Below are 24,157 nucleotides of genomic sequence, written 5' to 3'. Positions count from 1 at the left end.
GTCCGCACCTGTTGTTATTAGCTGAAAGTTAATAAAACCTTACAGCACCGTTTCCTGTCATTTTCAAAAAGCTCCAGCGCATCGATAACCTGTTGATACGCAAATTGGTGAGTAATCAGCTCCTCCGGATTAATTAAACCTTGTTCCAGCCATTTGATGACGACCGGGAATTTATTAGCGTTAAGACGCGAGGAGAAAATAGAGAGCTCTTTCCCGGTAATCCCCTGCTGCGCAACCTGGGAAGGCTCCGTCGAGAATCCCATCAATACAATTCTCGCGGCCGGAGAGGCCAGATTGACCGCCTCCTGGAGAATAGCGGGATGACAGGCGGCATCGATAATCAGCGTCGGCAGTATCCCCTTCGCCTTCAACGTTTCCGCCAGAGGCTCATCGCTGTTGTTAATCACCCAGTCCGCGCCGTTACGCTGCGCCATCTGCAGGCGTTCATCAATGCGGTCGACAACGATAACCTGCTTAACGCGATACACCCGCTTCAGCACCTGAATCGTCGTCAGGCCCATCGGTCCGGCGCCGTAGACCAGCGCGATATCCTTGTCGGTAGGCGAAACGTGGCCGGTCACGTTAGCTGCGATGGTAAAGGGCTCAATCATCACCGCGTGGCTATCCGAAACGTTGTCCGGAACCCGCCAGGCATTTTTCGCCGGCACCACCGCGTACTCGCTAAAGCCGCCGTCGCGATGCACGCCTAGCACCACCAGCGAGGTACAGACGTTCGGCTTGCCCACCGAGCAAGGGTAGCAATGACCGCAGCTAATGACCGGATCAACGCTAACCCGCTGGCCCACGGCTTTGTCGGTCACCCCTTCGCCGATGGCGTCGATGACGCCAAAAAATTCATGGCCAATGACGCGCGGGTATTTGGCAAACGGATTATGGCCGCGATAAATATGGCTATCGGAACCGCATATTCCCGCCAGCTTAATTTTTACCCGTACTTCGCCCGCGGCAGGTTGCGGAATCGGCCGCTCTTCAATCACCAGTTCATTGGGCTGACGAATCACAATACTTTTCATTTTGGCTTCCTTCTTACCAGTTCCACAACGTGCCGTCTTCCAGACGCGCTACAGGCAAATAGGCCGGTTCATAGGGGTATTTCGCGGCCAGTTTTTCATCGAACTCAATGCCCAGCCCCGGTTTTTCCCCTGGATGCATATAGCCGTTATCAAACGTCCAGCTGTGCGGGAAGACTTCCAGCATCTGTTCGGAATAGCCCATATATTCCTGGACGCCAAAATTCGGTACCCAGAGGTCGAAGTGCAGCGCGGCCGCCATGCAGACCGGAGACAGATCGGACGGCCCGTGCGAGCCGGTGCGTACCTGGTAAAGCGAGGCAAAATCGGCGATCCGGCGCATCCCCGTAATCCCGCCCGCGTGGGTAATGGTGGTGCGGATATAGTCAATCAGCTGCTCTTCAATCAGCTGTTTACAGTCCCAAATGCTGTTGAAGACTTCTCCGACGGCAATCGGCGTGACGGTATGCTGGCGAATTAACCGGAAGCACTCCTGATTCTCCGCCGGGGTCGGATCCTCCATCCAGAACAGGCGGTAATCTTCGATACTCTTGCCAAAACGCGCCGCCTCAATCGGCGTCAGGCGATGATGCATGTCGTGCAGCAGATGCTCGTTAAAGCCGAATTTTTCGCGTACGGCGGCAAAAAGCTGTGGCGTAAAATCGAGATACTTCTCGGTAGACCACAGTTGCTCTTCCGGCCATTGGCCTTTGGTTGCTGGCTCGTAGGCCTGGCCCTTACCTTTCGCCATCCCGTAGGTGGTTTTCATCCCCGGCACGCCGCACTGAACGCGAATCGCTTTAAACCCCATCTCTTTATGGCGAGCGTAGTCGTCCAGTACTTCATCGATGGAATGACCCGTAGTGTGGCAGTAAACCATCACCCCTTCCCGCGAAGCCCCGCCCAGCAGTTGGTAAAGCGGCATGCCTGCGGCTTTCGCCTTAATATCCCAGAGCGCCATATCGATGGCGGAAATCGCCGACATCGTTACCGGACCACGACGCCAGTAAGCGCCCTTGTAGAAAAACTGCCAGATATCCTCAATGCGATGCGCATCGCGACCAATCAGTTGCGGACAGAGGTGATCCCGCAGATAGGATGCGACGGACAGCTCGCGACCATTTAGCGTCGCGTCACCCAGACCGACAATACCGTCATCGGTGGTGACTTTAAGGGTGACGAAGTTGCGCCCCGGACAGGTGACGAAAACTTCAGCGGCAACGATCTTCATTTCTCATTCCTTACTTCTATGCGGTTAGTGGGTGAAATTAAATCACCAGACCTACTACCATACAAGTATGACTATCGAAAAAGACGCGACGGATCACACTATCTCACCGGACAGAGAGGAGGAATAAACCGCGAACGTGAATGCGAATGCCCTGCAGCAAAGGGGGGCTGGCGCCGCCTATCCCGACGCCATGAAGTAAAAAAGGTCTATGCGCGTCCCCAGCCGGCTACGATAATCAGCATGCCGCATAGCGCAACCAGCGCGCCGGCCCAATCATAGTGGCTGAGTTTGACGCCATCAACAAAGCGCAGCCACAGCAGCGCGGTACAGACATATACCCCACCGTAAGCGGCATAAACCCGTCCGCTTGCCTCGGGGTGCAGCGTCAGAAGCCAGACAAAAAGCGCCAGCGCCAGGGCCGTCGGCATCAGCAGCCAGGGCGTCGCCCCGCGTTTTAACCAAAGCCAGGGTAAATAGCAGCCAATGATTTCGCACAGGGCAGTAGCAAAGAAAAGCAGCGTGGTTTTTAACATGTAAAGCATCGTGGGTTGAGCAAGCGTTAACGCATTCTACGCAATAATGGCCGTCGTTTACTCCGTTTTGTCGGGTATGCCGTCGAAAGGAGATGTAGTAAACTTAATCCGAGGGAATCACTTAAAGGAAATCGTGATGAACACAACACTGAATAAACGCTGGTGCCTGACCGCTCTGCTGGCGCTAAGCGCGATGGTCTTTACCGCCTCGTCATTCGCCAAAACCGACAAGCTGGTGATTGAGTCCGGCGACAGCGCCCAGAGCCGCCAGCAGGCTGCTATGGAAAAAGAGCAGTGGAACGACACCCGCTCTTTACGCCAGAAGGTCAACACCCGCGCCGAAAAAGAGTGGGATAAAGCCGACGTGGCTTTTGACGCCCAGGATAACTGCCAGAAGAGCGCGAACGTCAACGCCTACTGGGAACCTAACACCCTGCGCTGCCTTGATCGTCGCACCGGCCGCACCATTACTCCGTAATGTATGGCGCCTGCGGGCGCCACAATCTACAAAGCTCCACAATCACTCACAGGTATTTCCATGACTGACGCATCTCACGTCAAACTCCGTCCGCTTGAGCGCGAAGACCTGCGCTTTGTCCACCAGCTCGACAACAATGCCAGCGTTATGCGCTACTGGTTTGAAGAACCCTATGAAGCCTTTGTCGAACTGTCCGATCTGTACGACAAACACATTCACGATCAGAGCGAACGCCGCTTTGTCATTGAATGCGCTGGCGAAAAGGCCGGACTGGTGGAACTGGTTGAAATCAACCATGTGCACCGCCGCGCTGAGTTTCAGATTATTATCTCGCCTGATTATCAGGGTAAAGGCCTGGCCACCCGCGCCGCGAAGCTCGCGATGGACTACGGTTTTATGGTGCTCAACCTTTATAAGCTGTACCTTATCGTCGATAAAGAAAATGAAAAGGCGATCCACATCTACCGCAAGCTCGGATTTATGGTGGAAGGCGAGCTGATTCATGAATTCTTTATTAACGGCGAATACCGCAATACCATCCGCATGTGCCTGTTCCAGCACCAGTATCTGGCCGAGCATAAACCGCAGGGCCAGACGCTGCTGAAACCGACTGCTCAGTAATAGTCAATGGTGCTTTTGATGGTGTAGTGGCGGGTTAGCGAAGGCTGCACGCTGTCGTCGACAACCTTAAGCTCGCAGCTTACCGGGTTATCGTGACTGTCGTAATCGCAGGTCTGGCTGACGTTGCCCAGCGTACGGTCATTGAAGGTGCTCACTGCGGTATAGTCCAATTTTTTGCGCGGATCGGATGATGGCGTTGAGGCCACCGTAAAGCGTTCACCTTTGGCCGTCGTCGTTTTGCCCAGCGGGTAACCTTCTTTGTCGTAGCGGTACGTCGCGATGCTCTCTTTGCCGCGAGCGGTGACGACGAACCCGTGCTCATCGGTTTCCCACGACACGCCCGCCGAGGGCATTTCCGCCAGCTGGCATTTGCCCTGCACACGCAGGCGCTTTTCGTGGCTTTGCGCATCCAGGTAATAGTTCGCGTCCAGCACCAGCGCCGCGCCGGTTTTGTTCTCCAGATCCTCAAACGCCAGCAGGTCGAAGCACCCTTCACTGGACAAACTCCCTTTGACCCACTTCACCACCTGGTCATGTTCGTCATACAGCGTCTGGCTAAACGCTTTTACCGGCCCGCGCAGCGGATCGAACTCAAATTCGTTAGAAAAGCTGGCCATTTCCGGGGTGAAGGCCTGCGGCGCGCCCTTTTCATCGCAGGCGCCAAGCGCCCCAACCACCAACAGCAGCAAAAACCGTTTTTTCACGCGCGATTCCTTTTGTGCATAGTGCAATCATATTAGCAAATACAATTGTTTACACCACTTCTGCTATGCTTAACTTTGGATAACGTTAATAAGGAGTTTATGATGAAACTATCACCCTGGCTATGTGCGGCTCTACTGCTGGGTTCGACTGCTGCTTTCGCGGCGCCGGATTCCTGCGAGCGGGTAAAAAGCGATATTCAGCAGAAAATCATCAACAACGGCGTCCCGGAATCGGGCTTCAGCCTGACCATTGTCCCCAACGACCAGCCCGATCAGCCCGGCGCGCAGGTTGTCGGCCACTGCGCCAACGACACCTTTAAAATCATCTACACCCGCGACAGCGGCGCACAATAACCTCGCCGCATGACTGGAGAAGTCTTATCCCTCGGTTGACCAGGGATAAGATCTCTCTACTCCATTTTAAGTATGATCCCTCACTCTCCACGCCGACCTTACGAAGGCGTTGGCATTACGCCATTATAACAAAATCATGGAGTGAGCAATGTCTAACCAGGAACATACCGGCGGCCTTAGCCGTCGAACCCTAATTAAATCATCAGCCCTCGGCTCGCTGGCTCTCGCGGCCGGCGGTTTATCCCTGCCTTTCAGCCTTCGCCGCGCCGCCGCCGCCGTACAAGAAGCGACGCACGGCGAGGAACGGATCGTCTGGGGCGCCTGTTCGGTCAACTGCGGCAGCCGCTGCGCTCTGCGTTCACACGTTCGCGATGACGAAGTGGTCTGGGTCGAAACCGACAACACCGGCACAGACAACTATGGCGATCACCAGGTGCGCGCCTGCCTGCGCGGACGTTCTATTCGTCGTCGTATTAACCATCCTGATCGCCTTAACTACCCGATGAAACGCGTCGGCAAACGCGGGGAAGGCAAGTTCGAACGTATCAGTTGGGACGAGGCGCTGGACGCCATCGCCGCCAGCCTGAAAAGCGTGGTGGCAAAATACGGCAACGAAGCGGTCTACATTAACTACTCTTCCGGGATTGTCGGCGGCAATATCACCCGCTCCTCCCCTTACGCCTCGCTGGTGGCGCGTCTGATGAACTGCTATGGCGGTTTTTTAAGCCACTACGGTACCTACAGTACGGCGCAGATTTCCTGCGCGATGCCCTATACCTACGGCAGCAACGACGGCAACAGCACCTCCGATATTGAAAACAGCAAACTGGTAGTGATGTTCGGCAATAACCCAGCGGAAACGCGCATGAGCGGCGGCGGGATCACCTACTATCTCGAACAGGCGCGCGAGCGCTCTAACGCGCGGATGATCATTATCGACCCGCGCTTTACCGACACCGCCGCCGGGCGGGAGGACGAATGGATCCCGATTCGTCCGGGTACGGATGCGGCGCTGGTGGCCGGTATCGCCTGGGTTTTAATCGACGAAAACCTGGTTGACCAGCCGTTCCTTGATACCTACTGCGTCGGCTACGACGAAAAAACGCTGCCGGAAGGAGCCCCGGCCAACGGACATTACAAAGCGTATATTCTCGGCCAGGGCGACGATGCCACCGCCAAAACGCCCCAGTGGGCGTCGCGCGTCACCGGCATTCCGGCGGATCGCATCATTAAGCTTGCGCGTGAGATTGGCGCCGCAAAACCGGCCTACATCTGCCAGGGGTGGGGACCGCAGCGCCAGGCTAACGGCGAACTGACCTCCCGGGCAATCGCCATGCTGCCTATTTTGACCGGTAACGTGGGGATTAACGGCGGCAACAGCGGCGCGCGCGAATCAACTTACACCATCACTATCGAACGCATGCCGCTGCCGGAAAATCCGGTGAAAACGCAGATCTCCTGCTTCAGCTGGACCGACGCCATCGATCGCGGTGCGGAAATGACCGCGACCCGCGACGGCGTGCGTGGCAAAGAGAAGCTGGATGTGCCGATTAAATTCATCTGGAACTACGCCGGCAACACCATCATCAACCAGCACTCCGATATCAATAAAACCCACGATATCCTGCAGGACGAAAGCAAGTGCGAGACGATCGTGGTTATCGACAACTTTATGACCTCATCGGCCAAATACGCCGATATTCTGCTGCCGGACCTGATGACCGTCGAGCAGGAAGATATTATTCCCAATGACTACGCCGGCAATATGGGCTATCTCATCTTTATTCAGCCGGTCACCTCCGCAAAATTTGAGCGCAAACCGATCTACTGGATCCTCAGCGAAGTCGCAAAGCGCCTTGGCGAGGATATCCACCAGAAGTTTACCGAAGGCCGCACCCAGGAGCAGTGGCTGCAGCATTTGTACGCGAAAATGCTGGCGAAAGACCCGGCGCTCCCGAGCTACGATGAACTGAAAAAGATGGGGATTTATAAGCGTAAAGACCCCAACGGTCACTTTGTGGCCTACCGCGACTTCCGCAAAGACCCGGTCGCCAATCCGCTAAAAACCCCGTCGGGTAAAATCGAGATCTACTCCAGCCGTCTGGCGGATATCGCCGGCAAATGGCAGTTGGAAAAGGACGAAACCATCAGTCCATTACCGGTATACGCGTCTACTTTCGAAGGGTGGGACGATCCACTGCGTGAGAAATTCCCGCTGCAAATGTTCGGCTTCCACTATAAGGCGCGCACCCACTCCAGCTACGGCAACATTGATGTGTTACAGGCCGCCTGCCGCCAGGAGGTATGGCTTAACCCGCTGGATGCCGAGAAGCGCGGGATTAAAAATGGCGATATGGTGCGCGTATTCAACGCCCGCGGCGAACTGCGCATTCCGGCTAAGGTGACCCCGCGCATCATGCCCGGCGTATCGGCGATGGGCCAGGGCGCCTGGCATGACGCCAATATGGACGGCGATCGCGTCGATCGCGGCTCCTGTATTAATACCCTGACGACGCATCGTCCTTCGCCGCTGGCGAAAGGCAATCCCCAGCACACCAATCTGGTCGAAATCGAGAAGGTTTAAGGAGTAAACCATGAGCGCTCAGTATGGATTTTTTATCGATTCCGCCCGCTGCACAGGCTGTAAGACCTGCGAGCTGGCCTGTAAGGATTATAAAAACTTAACGCCTGACGTCAGCTTTCGCCGCATTTACGAATACGCGGGCGGCGGCTGGCAGGAAGATAACGGCGTGTGGAATCAAAACGTTTTTGCCTATTACCTTTCCATCGCCTGTAACCACTGCGAAGATCCGGCCTGTACTAAAGTGTGCCCCAGCGGCGCCATGCACAAGCGCCATGACGGCTTTGTGGTGGTGAACGAAGAGGTATGCATCGGCTGTCGCTACTGCCATATGGCCTGTCCGTACGGCGCGCCGCAGTACAACGCGGCAAAGGGCCACATGACCAAATGCGACGGCTGCTACGACCGGGTTGCTAACGGTAAAAAACCGATTTGCGTCGAATCCTGCCCGCTGCGGGCGCTCGACTTTGGCCCCATCGAAGAGCTGCACGAAAAGCACGGTCAGCTTGCCGCCGTCGCGCCGCTACCGTCCGCGCACTTCACGAAGCCGAGCATTGTGATTAAACCTAACGCCAACAGCCGTCCGACGGGTGATACCACCGGCTATCTGGCCAACCCGAAGGAGGTGTAACGTGGGAAATGGATGGCATGAATGGCCGCTGGTGCTGTTTACGGTGCTGGGGCAAAGCGTTGCAGGGGCGATTATCGTCAGCGGGCTAGGCTGGCTTTCGCTGAATAACAATTCCGAAGCCCGGGAGCGCCTGGTGCGCGGCATGTTTTTTATCTGGCTGGTGATGGGGATTGGCTTTCTGGCGTCAATCATCCACCTTGGCTCACCGCTGCGGGCGTTTAACTCGCTTAACCGGCTAGGAGCATCGGCATTAAGCAATGAAATTGCCAGCGGCGCGCTGTTTTTCGCCGTTGGGGGTTTCTGGTGGCTGCTGACGATTCTCGGCAAAATGCCGAGAATGCTGGCCAAAGCCTGGCTCCTGCTCACTATGCTGCTCGGTTGCCTGTTCGTCCTTGAGATGAGCCTGGTCTATCAAATTGATACCGTGCCGACCTGGTATAATGCCTACACCACCGCCGCCTTCTTTCTGACGATGGTGCTGTGCGGGCCGCTTTTCGCCGCCCTGCTGCTGCGGGTAGCCAACGTGCCTTTTAACGGCACCGTCTTCGCGTCGATGAGCGTCCTTGCGCTGCTGGCAAGCCTGGCGGTGGTCATTTTGCAGAACAGCGAACTGGCGGAGATCCGCAGCTCCGTGCAGCAGGCCAGCGCCCTACTGCCAAACTATGGCTGGCTACAAATCCTGCGTTTAGCATTTTTGACGTTGGGCCTTGGCTGCTGGATCTGCCCGCTGGCAAGAAAGAAAAACCCGCGCATCGCCAGCCTGCTGCTCGGACTGATCCTGGTATTACTCGGCGAGTTTATCGGTCGCGGCCTGTTTTATGGCCTACATATGACCGTCGGTACGGCGATTGCCGGTTAATCAACGGGTGCCGCGGCACCCTCTGCTGTAAGGAAAAGGTATGCTGCAAGCGCAAGACCGCGACGCCGTCGCACTCAGCGCCCGTACGCTGGGCGCGCTGTTTTCTTTTGCTCCGAATAGCGAGCAGGTGGCTCCTCTGATCGCAGCCCTGCGCGACGGCAGTTGGCAGAGCCAGTGGCCCTGGCCGGTCGCGGACGGCCTGGCGGCGCAGTTCGCTATCGAAGACGATGAACCGCTGGCGGAAGCCTGGCAGAGGCTGTTCATCGGCCCGTGGGCGCTGCCCGCGCCGCCGTGGGGCTCCGTCTGGCTGGACAAAGAAAGCGTGCTGTTCGGCGACTCGACGCTGGCGCTGCGCGAGTGGATGCGGGCCACCGGTATCAGTCTGTCTGAGCGACGCGCCGAGCCGGAAGACCACTTCGGTACGCTGCTGCTGCTGGCGGCCTGGCTTTGTGAATCCGGTCAGGATGAGGCATTTAACCAGCTGCTGGCCTGGCATCTTCTCCCGTGGTCGGGGCGCTTTCTGAGCGTGTTTATCTCTGGGGCGGAAAACCCTTTTTATCAGGCTCTGGGCCAGCTGGCGCAAGAGACGCTGACGTACTGGCAGGCGCAGCTGCCCTGCGCGGTCGCCGATAAACCGCTCTACCGTTAACCCCTGCGCTATGCCCGTCCGGCGGGCATAGCGTAGGTGACAACGTCACTTTCTCTCCCTTTCGCACTTATCGCTTTTGCGTCTATGCTTATTCCCGGTAAAAATAAGCCATGTCCCGCGCTAATCGTATTTGCTGATGCATCGTCTTCACGCTTATCCTGATATTCAGGTTATGTTTCGCCGCCTGCTGATTGCCATGCTGGTCGGCGTCTTCGCCGCGCTCGCGGTTGCCCTGTTTCGCCACGCGATGGCCGGTCTGGAAAGCCTGTTTCTGAGCAATGACAGTGGAAGCCTGGTCAACGCCGCTGAGTCGATGCCCGGCTGGCGTCGGTTATTGACGCCCGCGCTAGGCGGTTTTGCGGCTGGCACCCTGCTCTGGCTCTGGCAGCGGCGCACCAGTGCACGACCCCATGCGCCAACCGACTATATGGAAGCCCTCGAGACCGGCGACGGCGTGTTTGATACGCCCGCCAGCCTGGTAAAATCGCTGGCTTCCCTGCTGGTGGTGACCACCGGCAGCGCCATTGGCCGCGAGGGGGCGATGATCCTGCTGGCCGCGCTGGCCGCTTCTCTGTTCGCCCGCATCTTTACGCCCAAAGACGAGTGGAAGCTGTGGGTAGCCTGCGGCGCCGCCGCCGGGATGGCCAGCGCCTACCATGCTCCGCTGGCCGGCAGCCTGTTTATCGCCGAGATTTTATTCGGTACCCTGATGCTGGCTTCGCTTGGCCCGGTCGTGATTGCCGCGGTGGTCGCCCTGCTGCTGACCAATCTGCTGAACGGCGGTTCGGCTCCGCTGTATCACGTTGAATTTCACGAAACCCTTCGTGCGACGCACTATGCGCTGATGCTGGCGACGGCTCTGCTGGCCGGGCTTTGCGGGCCGCTGTTTATCTGGCTGATGGGCTATAGCCATGGCTGCTTTGTCCGGCTGCGCCTGTCGCCCCCCTTGCAGCTGGCGCTCGGTGGTCTCGTTGTCGGTCTGCTGTCGCTGATCGCGCCGGCCGTCTGGGGGAATGGCTATAGCGTTGTGCAGCGCTATCTCCTGTCGCCGCCGCTGTTGAGCGCAATACTTACGGTGTTTGTCTGCAAGCTGCTTGCGGTACTCGCCAGCAGCGGCTCCGGGGCGCCGGGCGGCGTATTTACGCCAACGCTATTTGTTGGGCTGGGGATCGGTATGCTGTTCGCCAGCCTGACCGGGCTGTGGCTGCCTGATGGCCAGGCGATCGCGATAATGATTGGCTTAACCGGGATGGCGGCGTTTCTGGCGGCCACCACCCATGCGCCGATTATGTCAACGCTGATGATTTGTGAAATGACCGGACAGTACGTTTTACTGCCCGGTTTACTAATTGCCAGCGTGCTGGCATCGGTGCTATCGCGGACGCTACGCCGAGATTCTATCTACCGCCATCATCTCCCCGAGCATCGATAAGTCGATATACTGGCTTAATTCGCGCTGTTCCGCGCGCGGCAAGTAAGGCAGTTCACCGATTAGCGGCGCCGGCAGCTTTTTGCTCAGTACGTCGATGATTTCAGCATAATGCGCCAGGCCCGGATTAATGCGGTTGGCCACCCAGCCTATAAGCGGCAGGCCGTCGTTTGCTATCGCCTGCGCGGTCAGCAGGGCGTGATTGATACAGCCCTCCTGAATCCCCACCACCATGAGCACCGGCAGCTGTTCCTGTACTACCCATTCCGAGAGCGGGCGCAGGTCGTTCATCAGGCTGCGCCAGCCGCCAGTACCTTCAACCACCACATGCTCAACCTGGCCGCTGAGGCGCTGGAGGCCATCCGACAGTAGGCCGTAGTTGATCGGGCAACTGTGCGCCACGCTGCTTTCATCTTCGCTTAACGCGATGGGATTGACAGCTTCATACGGTAACACCAGCGATGACACGCTCTGTAAGACCAGCGCATCTTTGTTCCGCAGTCCGTCCGGCGTCTCTTTACTGCCCTTCGCCACAGGCTTGTATCCGGCGACGCTTTTGCCGCAGGCAGCCAGTGCCTGCAACAGCGCACGGGAAACCACCGTCTTGCCGACGGCAGTGTCAGTACCTGTTATGAAGAAACGCTTAAACATCACTAACCCCACAGTTATGTTGATGAAATATACGGGAGAGAAATAATCAACTGTGGAAAAAGTCTACGCGATGCCGCCGGAAGCCAGCTTGAGATAGCGCAATTTTTGGTGTGAATATGAAAAAATGTTAACCCTGTAACAGTCGTATCAGCAACGATCCGTTATAGAGGGCATCCTTAACCAGGGCCGCGCCAGCCATCGTTCCCCGGTTAGAAAACTGGGTGCTTTCCACGGCAATATGTCGGCTATAGGCCGGTAACGATTGTTGTCGAATACAATCAGATATTGCCGGAAACAGAATATCCGCAGCCAGGTTGAAGGGGGAGCCGATAAGAATTTTCTGCGGGTTAAAGAGGTTAACCATAATCGCCAGAATCCGCCCGACATGGTTCCCGACGCCGCTGATAATGTCCCGCGCCAGCAAATCCCCCTGCAGAGCGGCCTGACATAGCCATTCAACGCTCAGCGGCTGCTGGTGCAGCATCGAACTCATCGACTTCGCCATACGGATCTGCGCCAGCTCCAGCACGCTTTCCACGCTGGCGATCGTTTCCAGACAGCCATGGTTGCCGCAATAGCAGCGTTTCCCATACGGGTCGACCTGGGTGTGGCCGATCTCGACCAGGCTGCTGCTGCCCGCGTGCAATAGACGGCCGTCGGTGATCACCCCCGCGCCGACGTTATGGTCTATCACCACCTGAATCACATCCCGCGCGCCTCTGGAGGCGCCGAACAGCGATTCGGCCATGGTCCAGGCGCTGATATCGTGCTGAATATAGACCGATACGCCGGTATGGTTGGCTAAGATCTCGCCCAGCGGCATATCCTTAACGTCTTCATAAAAAGGCATCCGGTGGATGATACCGTGCTCGGTGTCGATGATCCCCGGCATGGTAACGGCGATGGCGGTTAAACGCTCCAGCTTCTTTTGGTGACGAATAAAGAACTGGTCAACATGATCGAGTAGCCGGGTCGCAAAAGGCTGAGCGTGCTGTAACGCCAGTTCAAGCTGCTCTTCCACCACCAGCGCGCTGCTTAAATCCCGCAGCGCGAGGTGGAGCTCGCCGCGGCTGATGCGGATAGAGAGGTAGTGCCAGGCTTCCGTTTCCACCATTAAGCCAACGGCAGGCCTTCCCCGGCTACCCGGCTCCTGGATTTCCGTCTCCTGGACCAGATGCGCTTCCAGCATTTCGCGGACGATCTTGGTGATGCTGGCAGGCGCCAGCTGCGCAAAGCGCGAAAGGTCGATGCGCGACACCGGGCCAAGCTGATCAATGAGGCGATAAACCGCGCCCGCGTTGGTCTGCTTAATTTGATCGATATGGCCTGGCTGACTGTCCGCTACCACCGTTGACTCCCTTTATTTTCGCGCTTCGAAATAAACTGATGGCTATGGTGAAGCACTTCAATGGTAATCGTCAAATTTTTGCTTAGCCTTGTGATTTACCGCACATTTTTAGCCGTGATTTGTCTTAAATAACTCACGTGGTGCTGGCAAGCAGTGATTCGCGAAAACGCCGGGCCGCCTGCCCCTGTTCATGATGCTTCGACCACACCAGCCACATTTCCGATACCGCATCCTGCTCTTCGATGGGCAGCCAGCACATTTCCGATAGCTGAACCCGTCTGAATGACGCCGGCAATATCGACACGCCAAGCCCGGCGGCAACCAGTCCGATAATCGTCATCGCTTCCCCCACTTCCTGGGCGATCGTTGGCGTCAGATCGTAGCGCCGCAGCAGGCCGAGAATATCGTCATACAGCCCGGTACCGACATGGGGATCGAAGAACACAAACGGCTCCCGCGCCAGTTCCCGCAGGCTGACGCGCGGCTGGCTCGCCAGCGGATGATCGCGCGGCACCATCGCCAGCAGTGGTTCGCGCAGCACTCTTTCCCAGATCAGGGTTTCCGGCAGTTGGGTATTACGCATCAGCCCCAGATCCAGCGCCCCCTCGTTCAGCGGCACAATCTGCTCGCGCGTGTTGGTTTCCCGCGTTTGAATATGCACATCGGGATAGCGGCGTCGGAAGGTCGATAGCGTATCCGATACCGCCTTAATAAAGGGGGCAGAGGAGGTAAAACCAATGCGCAGTTCGCCGGTTTCGCCCTGATGAAGACGGGCTGCCCGCGCGGCGGCATCGTCCACTTGGGTCAGGATCTGCCGGCTATCGGCGAGAAACTGCCTCCCGGCCTCCGTCAGGCTGACGCTGCGGTTCGTCCGGGCAAACAGACGTGCGCCAATTTGCTGCTCAAGGATTTGAATCTGCTGGCTAAGCGGCGGCTGAGAGATATTTAACCGCGCCGCCGCATGGCCGAAATGGAGCTCTTCCGCCACGGCAATAAAATAGCGGAGATGACGAAGTTCAATATTCATATCTAAAATGTCTTATTTGAGATTATTAATATATTAGACAGAATATTTACATTTTCCTACTCTGAATAAGTGACTTACTCGGTCGCTCAACTCTCTGTTTATTACCAAGGATTTTTCCGTGAGTCGTACAACTACCGCTGACACCGTCCCGGCAAACGACGTCAGCGACATTATCGCTCCTCAGCCAAACCAGTTTATCAAACGCGGTACCCCGCAATTTATTCGCGTCACCCTCGCCCTCTTTTCCGCCGGACTGGCGACCTTCGCGCTGCTCTATTGTGTTCAGCCGATTCTGCCGGTGCTCTCCAGCGAATTCGGCGTCTCGCCGGCCAGCAGCAGTATCTCGCTGTCGATTTCCACGGCTATGCTGGCAGTCGGCCTGCTGTTTACCGGCCCGTTATCCGACGCCATTGGCCGCAAACAGGTGATGGTGACTGCACTGGTGCTGGCTTCCTGCTGCTCCCTACTGTCAACGATGATGTCCAGCTGGCATGGGATCCTGATTATGCGCGCCCTGATCGGCCTGTCGTTGAGCGGCGTGGCGGCGGTCGGCATGACCTATCTGAGCGAAGAGATCCACCCCAGCGTCGTGGCGTTCTCAATGGGGCTGTATATCAGCGGAAACTCGATTGGCGGCATGAGCGGCCGTCTGCTGACCGGGGTATTCACCGATTTCTTCGGCTGGCGTATCGCGCTGGCGGTCATTAGCGGCTTCGCCCTCGCAGCCGCGCTGATGTTCTGGCGCATCCTGCCGGAGTCGCGCCACTTTCGTCCAACGTCGCTGCGGCCAAAATCGCTGCTGATCAACTTCCGCCTGCACTGGCGCGATCGCGGACTACCGCTGCTATTTCTTGAAGGTTTCTTATTAATGGGGGCATTCGTAACGCTGTTTAACTATATCGGCTATCGTCTGATGCTCTCGCCTTGGTCGCTCAGCCAGGCGGTGGTTGGCCTGCTGTCGGTGGCCTATTTGACCGGAACCTGGAGTTCGCCGAAAGCCGGGGCGATGACCGTTCGCTACGGTCGCGGCCCGGTGCTGCTATTCTCCACGGCGGTGATGCTCGGCGGCCTGCTGCTGACCCTGTTCTCGTCCCTGTGGCTAATTTTTATCGGCATGCTGCTGTTCTCAGCGGGCTTCTTCGCGGCGCACTCGGTAGCCAGCAGTTGGATCGGCCCGCGCGCCCGTCGCGCCCGCGGCCAGGCGTCATCGCTCTATTTGTTTAGCTACTATCTGGGTTCCAGCATGGCGGGGACGTTAGGCGGGGTGTTTTGGCATAACTACGGCTGGAACGGCGTCGGCGGGTTTATCGCGCTGATGCTGCTGGCAGCGCTGCTCACCGGCGCGTGTTTGCATAAACGGCTGAAATAACGCGGGTTAACGTGGCCTGTCACGGGCCACGCTTCACCACATCCCCAGTACCGATGACATTCCCAACACCTCTCTAACGGCATCGATTGAAAGCAGAGCAATAAACAGCCAGGTAAACGGATTCATAATCCACCTCGCATAGGCGGGCTGTGCCTGCATTAAGTTTAGCCGCGGTTTAGAGAAAGCGTCTGTTACTTTACGCACATCCGGATTATTTCGAGCCAAACATAAAATACGCAATCGATTAATCCCTACATTATGCTAATAGCCGACGAGCCGATGCGGGCGGCGATGGGCAGAACGTCTCGGGAGATTTGTGGTGGAAGGCCCCGCATCCCTCGACCCCATCGGCGTATCACGATAGTGTAGAAGCCAACGAAAACCTCTTTTGTTCACTTGCCACCGTCAGAGTGTAAACATGACCGAAAATAAAAATTATCATCAACTTACCCGCACCTTCCAGCGACTCTCCCGCTTCTCGCATCTCTCGGCCATCGCCGGCTGGGATATGTTCGCCATGATGCCGCCCGGCGGCAGCGCGGCCCGCGGCGCGGCGCTCGCCGAGCTCGGCGTTTTGCAGCATCAGATCCTCACCGACAGGAAAGTGGGTGAATGGCTACAGAACGCGCTTCAGGAAGAGCTAAATGATGTGGAACAGGCCAACCTGCGCGAAATGACTCGCCAGTACCAACAGGCGGCGCTGCTGCCGGAAAGCCTGGTGGAAGCCAAATCGCTGGCGGGTAGCCGCTGCGAGCACGCCTGGCGCAGCCAGCGTCCGGCGAACGACTGGCAGGGTTTTGCCGAAAACCTGCGTGAAGTCGTCAAACTGAGCCGCGAAGAGGCGCAGATTCGCGCGGCGGCGAAAGGCGGCTCCCGCTATGACGCCCTGCTGGATATTTTTGAACCGGATATGACCAGCGCCCGTCTGGACGTGCTGTTCGCGGACCTTAAATCCTGGCTTCCTTCGCTGCTGGAAAAAGCGGTCGAGAAGCAGGCACAGACGCCCCTCATCGAACCTCAGGGGCCGTTTCCGATTGCCGACCAGCGCGAGCTGGGGCTGGAGGCGATGCGCGTGCTGGGATTTGATTTTGACGGCGGACGCCTGGATATCAGCGCCCACCCGTTCTGCGGCGGCGTCCCCGAGGATGTGCGTATCACCACGCGCTACAACGAAAACGACCTGCTCAGCGCGCTGTTTGGCGTGATTCACGAAACCGGCCACGCGCGCTACGAACAAAATCTGCCGCGTAACTGGCTCGATCAGCCCATCGCCCTCGCCCGTTCTACGGCGATCCATGAGTCGCAAAGCCTGTTTTTCGAAATGCAGCTTGGCCGCAGCGACGCCTTTCTACAGCGCCTGCTGCCAACGGTACGTCAGTACTTTGGCGAACAGCCGGCCTTTAGTCGCGAAAACTTCATCGCCTGGAATCAGCGCGTCAAGCCGGGCTTTATTCGCGTCGACGCGGATGAGGTGAGCTATCCGGCACACGTCATTCTGCGCTATGAAATTGAATGCGCGCTGATTGATGGCGATATCGAGGTCGATGATATTCCGGCACTGTGGGACGAAAAAATGCAGCACTGGCTGGGACTTTCCACCACCGGCAACTATCGCGACGGCTGTATGCAGGATATCCACTGGACCGACGGCGGTTTTGGCTATTTCCCTTCCTATACGCTTGGCGCGATGTATGCCGCTCAGCTGATGGCTTCCGCCAGACGGGCGCTACCGCAGCTGGAAAGCGATATCGCCAACGGTAACTTCAGCGCGCTGTTTGACTGGCTGCGGCAAAATATCTGGCAGCACGGTAGCCGTTTTACCACCTCGCAGCTGATTCAGCACGCTACCGGAGAAGACCTTAATAGCGCCTATTTCCGCCAGCACCTTACCTCGCGTTATCTGTAAATCACCGGCGTCGGGCCGCTCCCGACGCCGTGTTCCATCTCTGTCGCAGCGCGTTGTACATACGGTTACACGCCGATACCAAACACTCACGGAAACCTCGATAAGACAAGCATATAGTTCTTTCAACGGCCCCGCAGTGGGGTTGAAACAAGAAACCTTTTCGAGGATATCAGAATGAAAAAAGTATTAGCTCTGGTCGTTGCCGCTGCTATGGGTCTGTCTTCTGTTGCTTTCGCTGCCGATGCTGCCACCACCACAACTCCGGCGCCGGCTGCTGCAACTCACAGCACCACCGCTAAAGCGACCCACCATAAGAAACACCATACCGCCGCTGCCAAACCGGCTGCTGAGCAGAAAGCGCAGGCGGCTAAAAAGCACAAAAAAGCCGCAGCTAAACCGGCTGTGACTCAGAAAGCCCAGGCCGCTAAAAAGCACAAAAAAGCGGAAGCTAAACCGGCCGCAGCTCAGAAAGCCCAGGCCGCTAAGAAACACAAAAAAGCCGCTGCTAAACCAGTAGCTCAGAAAGCGCAGGCAGCTAAAAAACACCACAAAACCACTAAACATCATACCGCTAAACCAGCTGCACAACCGGCTGCTTAATCTCCCGGGTTAAGTTGTGTGATACGATATCGGCGCTGTCTTCAGCGCCGTTTTTTTCTGGAGAGCACCATGCTGCGGCGCTATCGTTTTGAGCTCATCCTGATCCTGCTGATTATCTGCGCGCTGGTCGCCAGCCGTTTTTTCCTTTACTAAAGATGTAGCTGCCACACGTTATATCCCAACCCATAGCTCGCCAGAAGCAGCAGAAAAAGCGCCGAGACCGTCGTCAAACGTTTGGCGCAACGCGCCGTTAACCAACGACGAACCGCCAGAATGTAAAGCGAAAGCACGCTCAGGTCGATCAGCACCCACACCGCCGTCAATACCCCCAGACTGCAGCCGAAACTGTCGGTGATATGAATAAACTGCGGAAAAAAAGCGGCAAAAAAGAGAATATCTTTGGGATTGCTTAATGCGGTCGCGAATCCAGCCATCACCCCGCTACGCTTTTTGGCTACCTGCTGCGTAACGGCATCTTCACGCAGCATTGCCAGCGCCAGCCAAATAATATACAGCGACCCGATCATCGCCAGCAGCGTTAGCGCCCGGGGTTCGACCGCTAGCGCACCGGTCAGCATCGCGGCAGCAGCGGCGAGCAGCAGCAGCGACGCCAGATTGCCGCCAATCATCGTCCGCACCGCGCTGGCATAGCCTTCACGCGCCGCCGCGCCTGTTACTAACAACACCACCGGTCCCGGCGTAGCAACCAGCGCCAGAACCGCCAGGGAGTAGGCCATCAGCAAGGAAAGATTCATCAGCTAAGCTCACTATTCAAAATGAAAAGCCTATATTCTTCTTTGATTTCAAAGTTGAAAAACGACTAATAGTGAGCTTGAATGTGAGTTTTACTCAATATAGAACTTCATCAACGATGACCATGCCGCCGCTCTACGCCCTGCGCGCTTTTGAAACCGCCGCTCGCCTTGGATCATTTAGCAAGGCCGCCGCCGCCCTGAACGTGACGCCAGGTGCCGTCAGTCGTCACGTCAGCACCCTGGAGTCATGGTTTGAATGCCGCCTTTTCCTTCGCCATGGGCCAAAAGTCACCCTGACCGACTCCGGAACTCAGCTGGCGAAAGCGCTGGAGGAGAGTTTTTTGTCGATTGAACGGGCCTGCCGGGCACTGCGCCGCCAGGCCGGCAAACTTCGTCTTAAAGCGCCGTCAACGCTCACGATGCGCTGGCTACTGGACGTCCTGCAACTGTTTCGCCAGCAGCACCAGCGCCCGGAAGTAGAAATGAGCAGCCTGTGGATGGACCGCGACAGCGTCGATTTTACCCAAGAGCCGTTCGACTGCGCGATACTGTTAGGGGACGGAAATTTTGGTGAAGAGAATAACCGCAGCCTGCTGTTTGCCGAATGGCTAATCCCGCTTTGCGCGCCGGGTATGGTAGCGCAGGCCAGACAAAATTTGGCGGCCTGTACGCTGATTCATCCCTCAACCGATCGTCGGGACTGGCGGCGCTGGCTGCAGCATGATGAGCGGCCCGCGCCAAATATTGCTCAGGGCATCGTCTTTGATACCCTTGAGCAAGGCACGATGGCGGCGATGAGCGGCCACGGCGTGAGCATTGGCGATCTATTGCTTAATCTACCCGCGATCCGCGCGGGACTGCTGGCCTTGCCTTTCTCTACCGCAATAGCCACCGGCGAAGGCTACTATTTTGTCTGGCCGAAAAATACGCTCAGCCCGCAGCCGATCGCCCTATTGCAGCGTTTTTTAAACCAGCATATTCCCGGCCCGCTCCCCGCAGACGTTATCCGCCAGGGCGCGGCCCCGGATTACAGTACGTGAACCGCCGTCACCAGCAGATAGCCCGTGGCGCCCCAGATCATTGCTGATACCAGCGAAACGTAAACTAATGCACGAATACCTTGTTTAGACATAAATCCTCCCGTATATCGGGTGTTTGATATTGCAGATATCATCGCCGGGATAACATCTCTGTTTGCTCAACAAGGTGGTAGCAATAGCAACGTTTACGGTGAGAAAATGTTTCGCTTTGAAAGTAATTGATAAACAGGTAAAGAAGTCCGCTTATCCTGCAAAGAAATCTCTTTTTTCCCGCAATATTGGCGCTGTTTAGTCATTAGGGACTTGAGAAAAAGCTGAAGTGGGGATCATTTTATCGCTCCCCGCCGGTTGTACGTTCGGATACACGATTTCTGTTGCTTCCGCGGCCCTTTTCTGCGGAAATAGCGCCGCAGGAAAATGGTGTTAACGTATTGAATTTACGCCATTCATCCGCGAGCGACCGGCGATTTTCGCTGATTACGCCTGCCGTCTGGCTTAATTAAAATTATTCTTAACTTTCATAAACTTAAATCTGCTGCTACTTTCAATAGACATAATTATCTCCCCAGAGAGTGATATGCGTAGAGACGTCCTGTTATTACTGTGTTCCATTTACCTGTTTCCAGCGCTGGCCCAGGCCGATGATGAAGGCATGAGTGCAAAAGATATTAAGACGCTATTTTTTGGTCATGACGACCGAAAACCGGTCAGCAATCCCACGGACGAACCCTGGGATGCGATTGGGCAACTGGAGACCGCCAGCGGTAATCTCTGTACCGCGACGCTTATCGCCCCCAACCTGGCGCTCACCGCCGGTCACTGCCTGCTGACGCCGCCCAAAGGCAAGCCGGATAAACCCGTCGCGCTGCGCTTTATTTCGCGCAAAGGCGGCTGGGTTTACGAAATTCACGGTATTGAAGGCCGCGTGGACCCTTCGCTGGGCAAACGGCTTAAGGCCGACGGCGATGGCTGGATAGTTCCCAGCGCCGCAGCGCCGTGGGATTTTGGCCTGATCCTCCTGCGCTATGCCCCTTCCGGTATAACGCCGGTACCGATTTTTAGCGGCAGCAAAGCCGATCTGACCGCCGCGCTGAAGACGGCAGAACGAAAAGTGACTCAGTCAGGCTATCCGGAAGATCATCTGGATAATCTCTACACCCACGAAGATTGCGTGGTCACCGGCTGGGCGCAAACATCGGTGCTCTCCCATCAATGCGATACGCTACCCGGCGATAGCGGCTCGCCGCTGCTGCTGAAAACCGACGACGGCTGGCAGGTGATCGCGGTACAAAGCTCGGCGCCGGGGGCAAAAGATCGCTGGCGGGCGGACAACCGCGCCATCTCGGTGACCGGTTTTCGCGATAAGCTTGAGGCGCTGGCCGCCCAGTAAGCGGTCAACCTTGCTGCTGACGCAGCTGCAATAACGATGCGACGGGCATCGGTTCGCTGAAGAAGAAACCTTGCAATCTGTCGCATCCCGCCCGTCGCAGCAGCGCCAGCTGTTGCTGATTTTCAACGCCTTCCGCCACAACCGTAATGCCCAACGCCCCGGCAATGCGTACGGTACCGCGCACCAGCTCCGCCGCCTGGGTATCCACATCCACCCGCCCGGCCAGTGATTTATCAATTTTGAGACTGTCGAAGCTGAAGCTGCGTAAATAGCCGATACTGGAGTAGCCGGTGCCAAAATCATCGAGCGCCACCGAGATCCCCAGCGACCTTAAATTTTCAATCGCCGCCCGCGCACGCTCGGGATTCTCCAGAACGTAGCTCTCCGTAACCTCTAGCTGCAACCGACGGGCCGGGAAATTGCAGCTGCCCAGCACCTGCACCACCCGCGACTCAAACTCCGGGTCGCGGAACTGCGCCGGAGAGATATTCACCGACAGCAGCAAATCGTCTAAAGGCTGCAGCTCGCTACAGGCGCGTTGCAGAACAAACTGACCAAGCGCGTAGATCAAACCGCTACTTTCGGCAATACCGATAAACGTGTCCGGCGGCAGCGCTCCTTGCGGACGTCGCGGCCAGCGCAACAGCGCTTCCACGCCCTCCATAACCAGCGTATCGGCGTTGACGATCGGCTGGTACCAGACATCAAACTCTTCGTTCTCCAGCCCCTGGCGGATGCCATTTTCGATATTCAGCTGATACTGCCGCGCGTCGCTGAGCGCTTCGTCGTACCAGGTTGTGCGCCCTTTACCGGTTTTTTTCGAGTGGTACATGGCAATATCGGCGCGGCGAAAAAGCTCCGTGCTGGAACAGCTTGCCGGGACACCGCTGGCGATACCGATGCTGGCGGTGATATAAATTTTTCGTTCGTTGAGGATAACGGGGGCTTTTAACAGTTCCAGCACCGCCCAGGCAAAGGCCAACGCCTGATTTACCGCCTGTTCGCCGCTTACGGTCATCGCAAACTCATCGCCGCCCATTCGCGCCAGCATCCCTTCGGGAGGCACGCGCTGCCGAAGCTCTTTAGCAATATGAATAATCAGCGCATCGCCAACATCATGGCCGTAGTTGTCGTTAACATCCTTAAAACCGTCGAGATCGATAAACACCACGCTTTGCGTCTGGTGCTGCGCGTTTTCGCATACCTGATTAAGACGTTCGATCAGCGCCCGCCGGTTTGGTAAACGGCTCAGCCAGTCGGTCATGGCAATATTGCGCGCCAGCTTTTCGCCGCGCGCCAGCTTGTAAAGCCCGAGGCAGCTGAAGAGAATAAACAGCAGGATCAGCCCCGCCGCCACGACGGCGATCAGCCGAATATTGTTTGATGCCGCCCGCGAGGCTTCCGCGCCGGGAAGCCCCGGCTGCCAGCTCAGATAGCCAACGATTTCCCCGGACTGGGTGCGGAGCGGGATACTGTATTCGCCGCTACCTGGCGTGACGTGGAGGTTGCGGATCTGAAACGTATCGCCCAGACGCTCAAGCATTTGCGGATTAATATGACGGGTGATCACCAGATAGCGACGCGTATCATCATATACCTGAAGCCGCCCTGTTGTCGGGCGAATCAGGCCAATGCCAATAAAGGCAATACCGGCGCGGGTTCGGGTGATGCCGGCATAAGCGCTTTTGCCGCTGCGCAGTGCGGCGGCATGCTGCGAGATGAGCGAACGAAAACCGTTGCCGAGAAATTGAGTATCCTGCTCGGTAAAGCTCTCACTGCGAAACGATCCCCACAGCACCCGATAGTGCTGGTCGAGCACGAAAGTGCCGTCATAAAGGTTATTGATCTTAAAGCCGGAACCCCAGGAGTTATAGAGCCATTGCGGATCGAGCCGGTCGGTATAAGTCTGATGCACCGCATCGTCCCAGATAGCGTTATCCATCACCAGCGACAGCACGCGGTTCACCGAGGTTTGCACCGCGCCATCCACCGACAGCACGGAACGATGCTTATCAATTTCGTTTGCTTTCAGGCCGATCAGGTGCTGGCTGAGGTAGAGGAGCGAAATAATGGACACGATTAAGCCGATCCCGGCGAGGACAATCATGATGGTAAGCGTTCTGGCGGAGGGAATATTGCGCCAGCCTGGCAAATGAATCATGTTCTGCCCTCATATCGGCCGGTAGCGAAATACGCCGAACTGGCTCTTTTTTAAGAGTAATACAGAGAGCAGAATTTGCCGCCCGCATCCACAGGCGGCATCATATCAGGCGAGTTTAATTAACACCATGCCGACCACCAGCAGGAGCAGGCCAGCCCAGCCTTTATGATTCAGGCGCTGGCCAAACAGCACCCAGCCGGCGGCAATGGTCGCCGCGATACCGAAACCGCCCCACAGCGCATAGGCCACCGACAGGTCAATCCCTTTGACCGCCTGCGAAAGCGCGCTAAAGGCGCCAAGAACCGCCGCCAGCGACATAAGGCCATAGAACTTACGTCGAAAACCGTCGGAAAACTTCAGAAAAACGTTGGCCATAATTTCCAGCGCGATAGCCAGCGCCAGCCAGGCGGCATGGACCCACTCAAACTGTTGCATGAGTTTTCTCCTTGCCCGATTTCACCGCTTTCTGCGTTCCCGATTTAATCAATACAATCCCGGCGACCAGGGTAACCAGACCGGCGATTTTTATCGTCGACAGCGTTTCATCAAACAGCAGAACGCTGAAAATCGTGATCAGTAAAATGCCGATCCCTTCCCATAGGGCATAGGCCACGCCGAGGGCGATTTTTTTCACGGCGAAAGCCAGGAAAATATAGGAAAGCGCAATCATCACCAGCATTAAAATAAAACCAGTATGGCCGCCGCTTACGCTTGCCCATTTCATCGACAAAGTGCCGGTAATTTCAGCAACGATAGCTAAAGCTAATAATATCCAATAAAACATGATCCCTTCTCCTGCTTGAGAATAT

General features: G+C 56.6%; 26 protein-coding genes. 14 read left to right on the top strand and 12 right to left on the bottom strand.

Annotated features, from left to right (window positions below; genetic code table 11):
* Window positions 1–17: 17 nt before the first annotated feature.
* The 3 genes from K7H21_RS13000 to K7H21_RS12990 form a co-directional block, all read right to left on the bottom strand.
* Window positions 18–1,034, bottom strand: a complete 1,017-nt coding sequence (locus K7H21_RS13000; RefSeq protein ID WP_004119718.1) for a Zn-dependent oxidoreductase — start codon at window positions 1,032–1,034, stop codon at window positions 18–20.
* Between the two features lie 13 nt (window positions 1,035–1,047).
* Entirely contained in the window at window positions 1,048–2,262 is a 1,215-nt protein-coding gene (rspA, locus tag K7H21_RS12995) for a starvation-sensing protein RspA (protein WP_004119717.1), read from the bottom strand.
* Window positions 2,263–2,468: 206 nt separating this feature from the next.
* The gene (locus tag K7H21_RS12990) at window positions 2,469–2,795 is read right to left on the bottom strand and encodes a YnfA family protein (RefSeq protein ID WP_004119715.1); all 327 of its coding nucleotides are present in this window, start codon (window positions 2,793–2,795) and stop codon (window positions 2,469–2,471) included.
* 136 nt (window positions 2,796–2,931) lie between these two features.
* Between K7H21_RS12990 and K7H21_RS12985 the strand changes: the two genes are divergently transcribed.
* Window positions 2,932–3,273 (top strand): DUF1283 family protein, encoded by a 342-nt coding sequence (locus K7H21_RS12985; RefSeq protein ID WP_004135642.1) that lies wholly within the window; start codon window positions 2,932–2,934, stop codon window positions 3,271–3,273.
* Window positions 3,274–3,333: 60 nt separating this feature from the next.
* The gene (gene speG / locus K7H21_RS12980; RefSeq protein WP_004119712.1) at window positions 3,334–3,894 is read left to right on the top strand and encodes a spermidine N1-acetyltransferase; all 561 of its coding nucleotides are present in this window, start codon (window positions 3,334–3,336) and stop codon (window positions 3,892–3,894) included.
* On the opposite strand, the gene K7H21_RS12975 is transcribed toward speG, so the two are convergent.
* Window positions 3,888–4,598 carry a YnfC family lipoprotein gene (locus K7H21_RS12975; RefSeq protein ID WP_142468132.1) on the bottom strand — a complete coding sequence of 237 codons (711 nt, stop codon included), beginning with the start codon at window positions 4,596–4,598 and terminating at the stop codon, window positions 3,888–3,890. The genes speG and K7H21_RS12975 overlap by 7 nt on opposite strands.
* Before the next feature lie 102 nt (window positions 4,599–4,700).
* On the opposite strand from K7H21_RS12975, the gene K7H21_RS12970 reads away from it, so the two are divergent.
* The 6 genes from K7H21_RS12970 (at window position 4,701) to clcB (ending at window position 11,104) form a co-directional block, all read left to right on the top strand.
* The gene (locus tag K7H21_RS12970) at window positions 4,701–4,952 is read left to right on the top strand and encodes a DUF1161 domain-containing protein (RefSeq protein WP_004119709.1); all 252 of its coding nucleotides are present in this window, start codon (window positions 4,701–4,703) and stop codon (window positions 4,950–4,952) included.
* A gap of 148 nt (window positions 4,953–5,100) precedes the next feature.
* Entirely contained in the window at window positions 5,101–7,536 is a 2,436-nt protein-coding gene (gene ynfE, locus K7H21_RS12965) for a selenate/tellurate reductase subunit YnfE (protein ID WP_223035840.1), read from the top strand.
* A 10-nt stretch (window positions 7,537–7,546) separates the two neighbouring features.
* Window positions 7,547–8,164: a DMSO/selenate family reductase complex B subunit gene (locus K7H21_RS12960; protein WP_223035839.1), complete on the top strand. Its 618-nt coding sequence runs from the start codon at window positions 7,547–7,549 to the stop codon at window positions 8,162–8,164.
* Window position 8,165: 1 nt separating this feature from the next.
* Window positions 8,166–9,023 carry a DmsC/YnfH family molybdoenzyme membrane anchor subunit gene (locus K7H21_RS12955; protein WP_004119704.1) on the top strand — a complete coding sequence of 286 codons (858 nt, stop codon included), beginning with the start codon at window positions 8,166–8,168 and terminating at the stop codon, window positions 9,021–9,023.
* 40 nt (window positions 9,024–9,063) lie between these two features.
* Window positions 9,064–9,672 carry a Tat proofreading chaperone DmsD gene (gene dmsD, locus K7H21_RS12950; RefSeq protein ID WP_049112014.1) on the top strand — a complete coding sequence of 203 codons (609 nt, stop codon included), beginning with the start codon at window positions 9,064–9,066 and terminating at the stop codon, window positions 9,670–9,672.
* Window positions 9,673–9,808: 136 nt separating this feature from the next.
* The gene (gene clcB / locus K7H21_RS12945) at window positions 9,809–11,104 is read left to right on the top strand and encodes a voltage-gated ClC-type chloride channel ClcB (protein ID WP_050545206.1); all 1,296 of its coding nucleotides are present in this window, start codon (window positions 9,809–9,811) and stop codon (window positions 11,102–11,104) included.
* Here clcB and bioD read toward each other — a convergent pair.
* The 3 genes from bioD to K7H21_RS12930 all read right to left on the bottom strand — a co-directional run bounded on the left by bioD (window position 11,057) and on the right by K7H21_RS12930 (window position 14,127).
* Window positions 11,057–11,752 (bottom strand): dethiobiotin synthase, encoded by a 696-nt coding sequence (gene bioD, locus K7H21_RS12940; protein ID WP_004119700.1) that lies wholly within the window; start codon window positions 11,750–11,752, stop codon window positions 11,057–11,059. The genes clcB and bioD overlap by 48 nt on opposite strands.
* A 127-nt stretch (window positions 11,753–11,879) precedes the next feature.
* On the bottom strand, window positions 11,880–13,100 hold the full coding sequence (mlc, locus tag K7H21_RS12935) for a sugar metabolism global transcriptional regulator Mlc (protein WP_004119699.1): 1,221 nt from the start codon (window positions 13,098–13,100) through the stop codon (window positions 11,880–11,882).
* 133 nt (window positions 13,101–13,233) lie between these two features.
* The gene (locus tag K7H21_RS12930) at window positions 13,234–14,127 is read right to left on the bottom strand and encodes a LysR family transcriptional regulator (RefSeq protein WP_004119698.1); all 894 of its coding nucleotides are present in this window, start codon (window positions 14,125–14,127) and stop codon (window positions 13,234–13,236) included.
* Window positions 14,128–14,245: 118 nt separating this feature from the next.
* Between K7H21_RS12930 and K7H21_RS12925 the strand changes: the two genes are divergently transcribed.
* Window positions 14,246–15,496 (top strand): MFS transporter, encoded by a 1,251-nt coding sequence (locus K7H21_RS12925; RefSeq protein ID WP_049112564.1) that lies wholly within the window; start codon window positions 14,246–14,248, stop codon window positions 15,494–15,496.
* A gap of 33 nt (window positions 15,497–15,529) precedes the next feature.
* Here the strand turns inward: K7H21_RS12925 and K7H21_RS12920 are convergent, their stop codons facing one another.
* Window positions 15,530–15,622, bottom strand: coding sequence for a KPN_01571 family protein (locus K7H21_RS12920; protein ID WP_004119695.1), 93 nt, complete (start codon window positions 15,620–15,622; stop codon window positions 15,530–15,532).
* A gap of 292 nt (window positions 15,623–15,914) precedes the next feature.
* Between K7H21_RS12920 and K7H21_RS12915 the strand changes: the two genes are divergently transcribed.
* The 3 genes from K7H21_RS12915 to ydgU all read left to right on the top strand — a co-directional run bounded on the left by K7H21_RS12915 (window position 15,915) and on the right by ydgU (window position 18,155).
* On the top strand, window positions 15,915–17,402 hold the full coding sequence (locus K7H21_RS12915) for a carboxypeptidase M32 (RefSeq protein ID WP_049123023.1): 1,488 nt from the start codon (window positions 15,915–15,917) through the stop codon (window positions 17,400–17,402).
* Between the two features lie 174 nt (window positions 17,403–17,576).
* Window positions 17,577–18,002, top strand: coding sequence for an acid resistance repetitive basic protein Asr (gene asr / locus K7H21_RS12910; protein ID WP_004135622.1), 426 nt, complete (start codon window positions 17,577–17,579; stop codon window positions 18,000–18,002).
* 18 nt (window positions 18,003–18,020) lie between these two features.
* On the top strand, window positions 18,021–18,155 hold the full coding sequence (gene ydgU / locus K7H21_RS29200; RefSeq protein ID WP_255256974.1) for a small membrane protein YdgU: 135 nt from the start codon (window positions 18,021–18,023) through the stop codon (window positions 18,153–18,155).
* Here ydgU and K7H21_RS12905 read toward each other — a convergent pair.
* A complete protein-coding gene (locus K7H21_RS12905; protein WP_004119690.1) occupies window positions 18,152–18,757 on the bottom strand; it encodes a LysE family translocator in 606 nt (201 codons plus the stop codon). The genes ydgU and K7H21_RS12905 overlap by 4 nt on opposite strands.
* A gap of 116 nt (window positions 18,758–18,873) precedes the next feature.
* Here K7H21_RS12905 and K7H21_RS12900 point away from each other — a divergent pair, with 116 nt between their 5' ends.
* Both K7H21_RS12900 and K7H21_RS12895 read left to right on the top strand, forming a co-directional pair.
* On the top strand, window positions 18,874–19,797 hold the full coding sequence (locus K7H21_RS12900; RefSeq protein ID WP_004119689.1) for a LysR substrate-binding domain-containing protein: 924 nt from the start codon (window positions 18,874–18,876) through the stop codon (window positions 19,795–19,797).
* Window positions 19,798–20,374: 577 nt separating this feature from the next.
* Window positions 20,375–21,187 carry a trypsin-like serine peptidase gene (locus K7H21_RS12895; RefSeq protein WP_004119687.1) on the top strand — a complete coding sequence of 271 codons (813 nt, stop codon included), beginning with the start codon at window positions 20,375–20,377 and terminating at the stop codon, window positions 21,185–21,187.
* Window positions 21,188–21,191: 4 nt separating this feature from the next.
* Here the strand turns inward: K7H21_RS12895 and K7H21_RS12890 are convergent, their stop codons facing one another.
* The 3 genes from K7H21_RS12890 to mdtJ form a co-directional block, all read right to left on the bottom strand.
* Window positions 21,192–23,348: a putative bifunctional diguanylate cyclase/phosphodiesterase gene (locus K7H21_RS12890; RefSeq protein ID WP_004119686.1), complete on the bottom strand. Its 2,157-nt coding sequence runs from the start codon at window positions 23,346–23,348 to the stop codon at window positions 21,192–21,194.
* A 105-nt stretch (window positions 23,349–23,453) separates the two neighbouring features.
* On the bottom strand, window positions 23,454–23,783 hold the full coding sequence (gene mdtI, locus K7H21_RS12885; protein ID WP_004119685.1) for a multidrug/spermidine efflux SMR transporter subunit MdtI: 330 nt from the start codon (window positions 23,781–23,783) through the stop codon (window positions 23,454–23,456).
* Window positions 23,770–24,132: a multidrug/spermidine efflux SMR transporter subunit MdtJ gene (mdtJ, locus tag K7H21_RS12880; RefSeq protein ID WP_004119684.1), complete on the bottom strand. Its 363-nt coding sequence runs from the start codon at window positions 24,130–24,132 to the stop codon at window positions 23,770–23,772. Before mdtJ ends, mdtI begins: the two co-directional genes overlap by 14 nt.
* Between the last annotated feature and the right edge of the window lie 25 nt (window positions 24,133–24,157).

It is taken from the genome of Klebsiella sp. CTHL.F3a (genome assembly GCF_019890895.1).
In the GTDB taxonomy this organism is placed as follows: domain Bacteria; phylum Pseudomonadota; class Gammaproteobacteria; order Enterobacterales; family Enterobacteriaceae; genus Klebsiella; species Klebsiella grimontii.
This window is presented reverse-complemented; position numbering and strand designations above follow the sequence as displayed.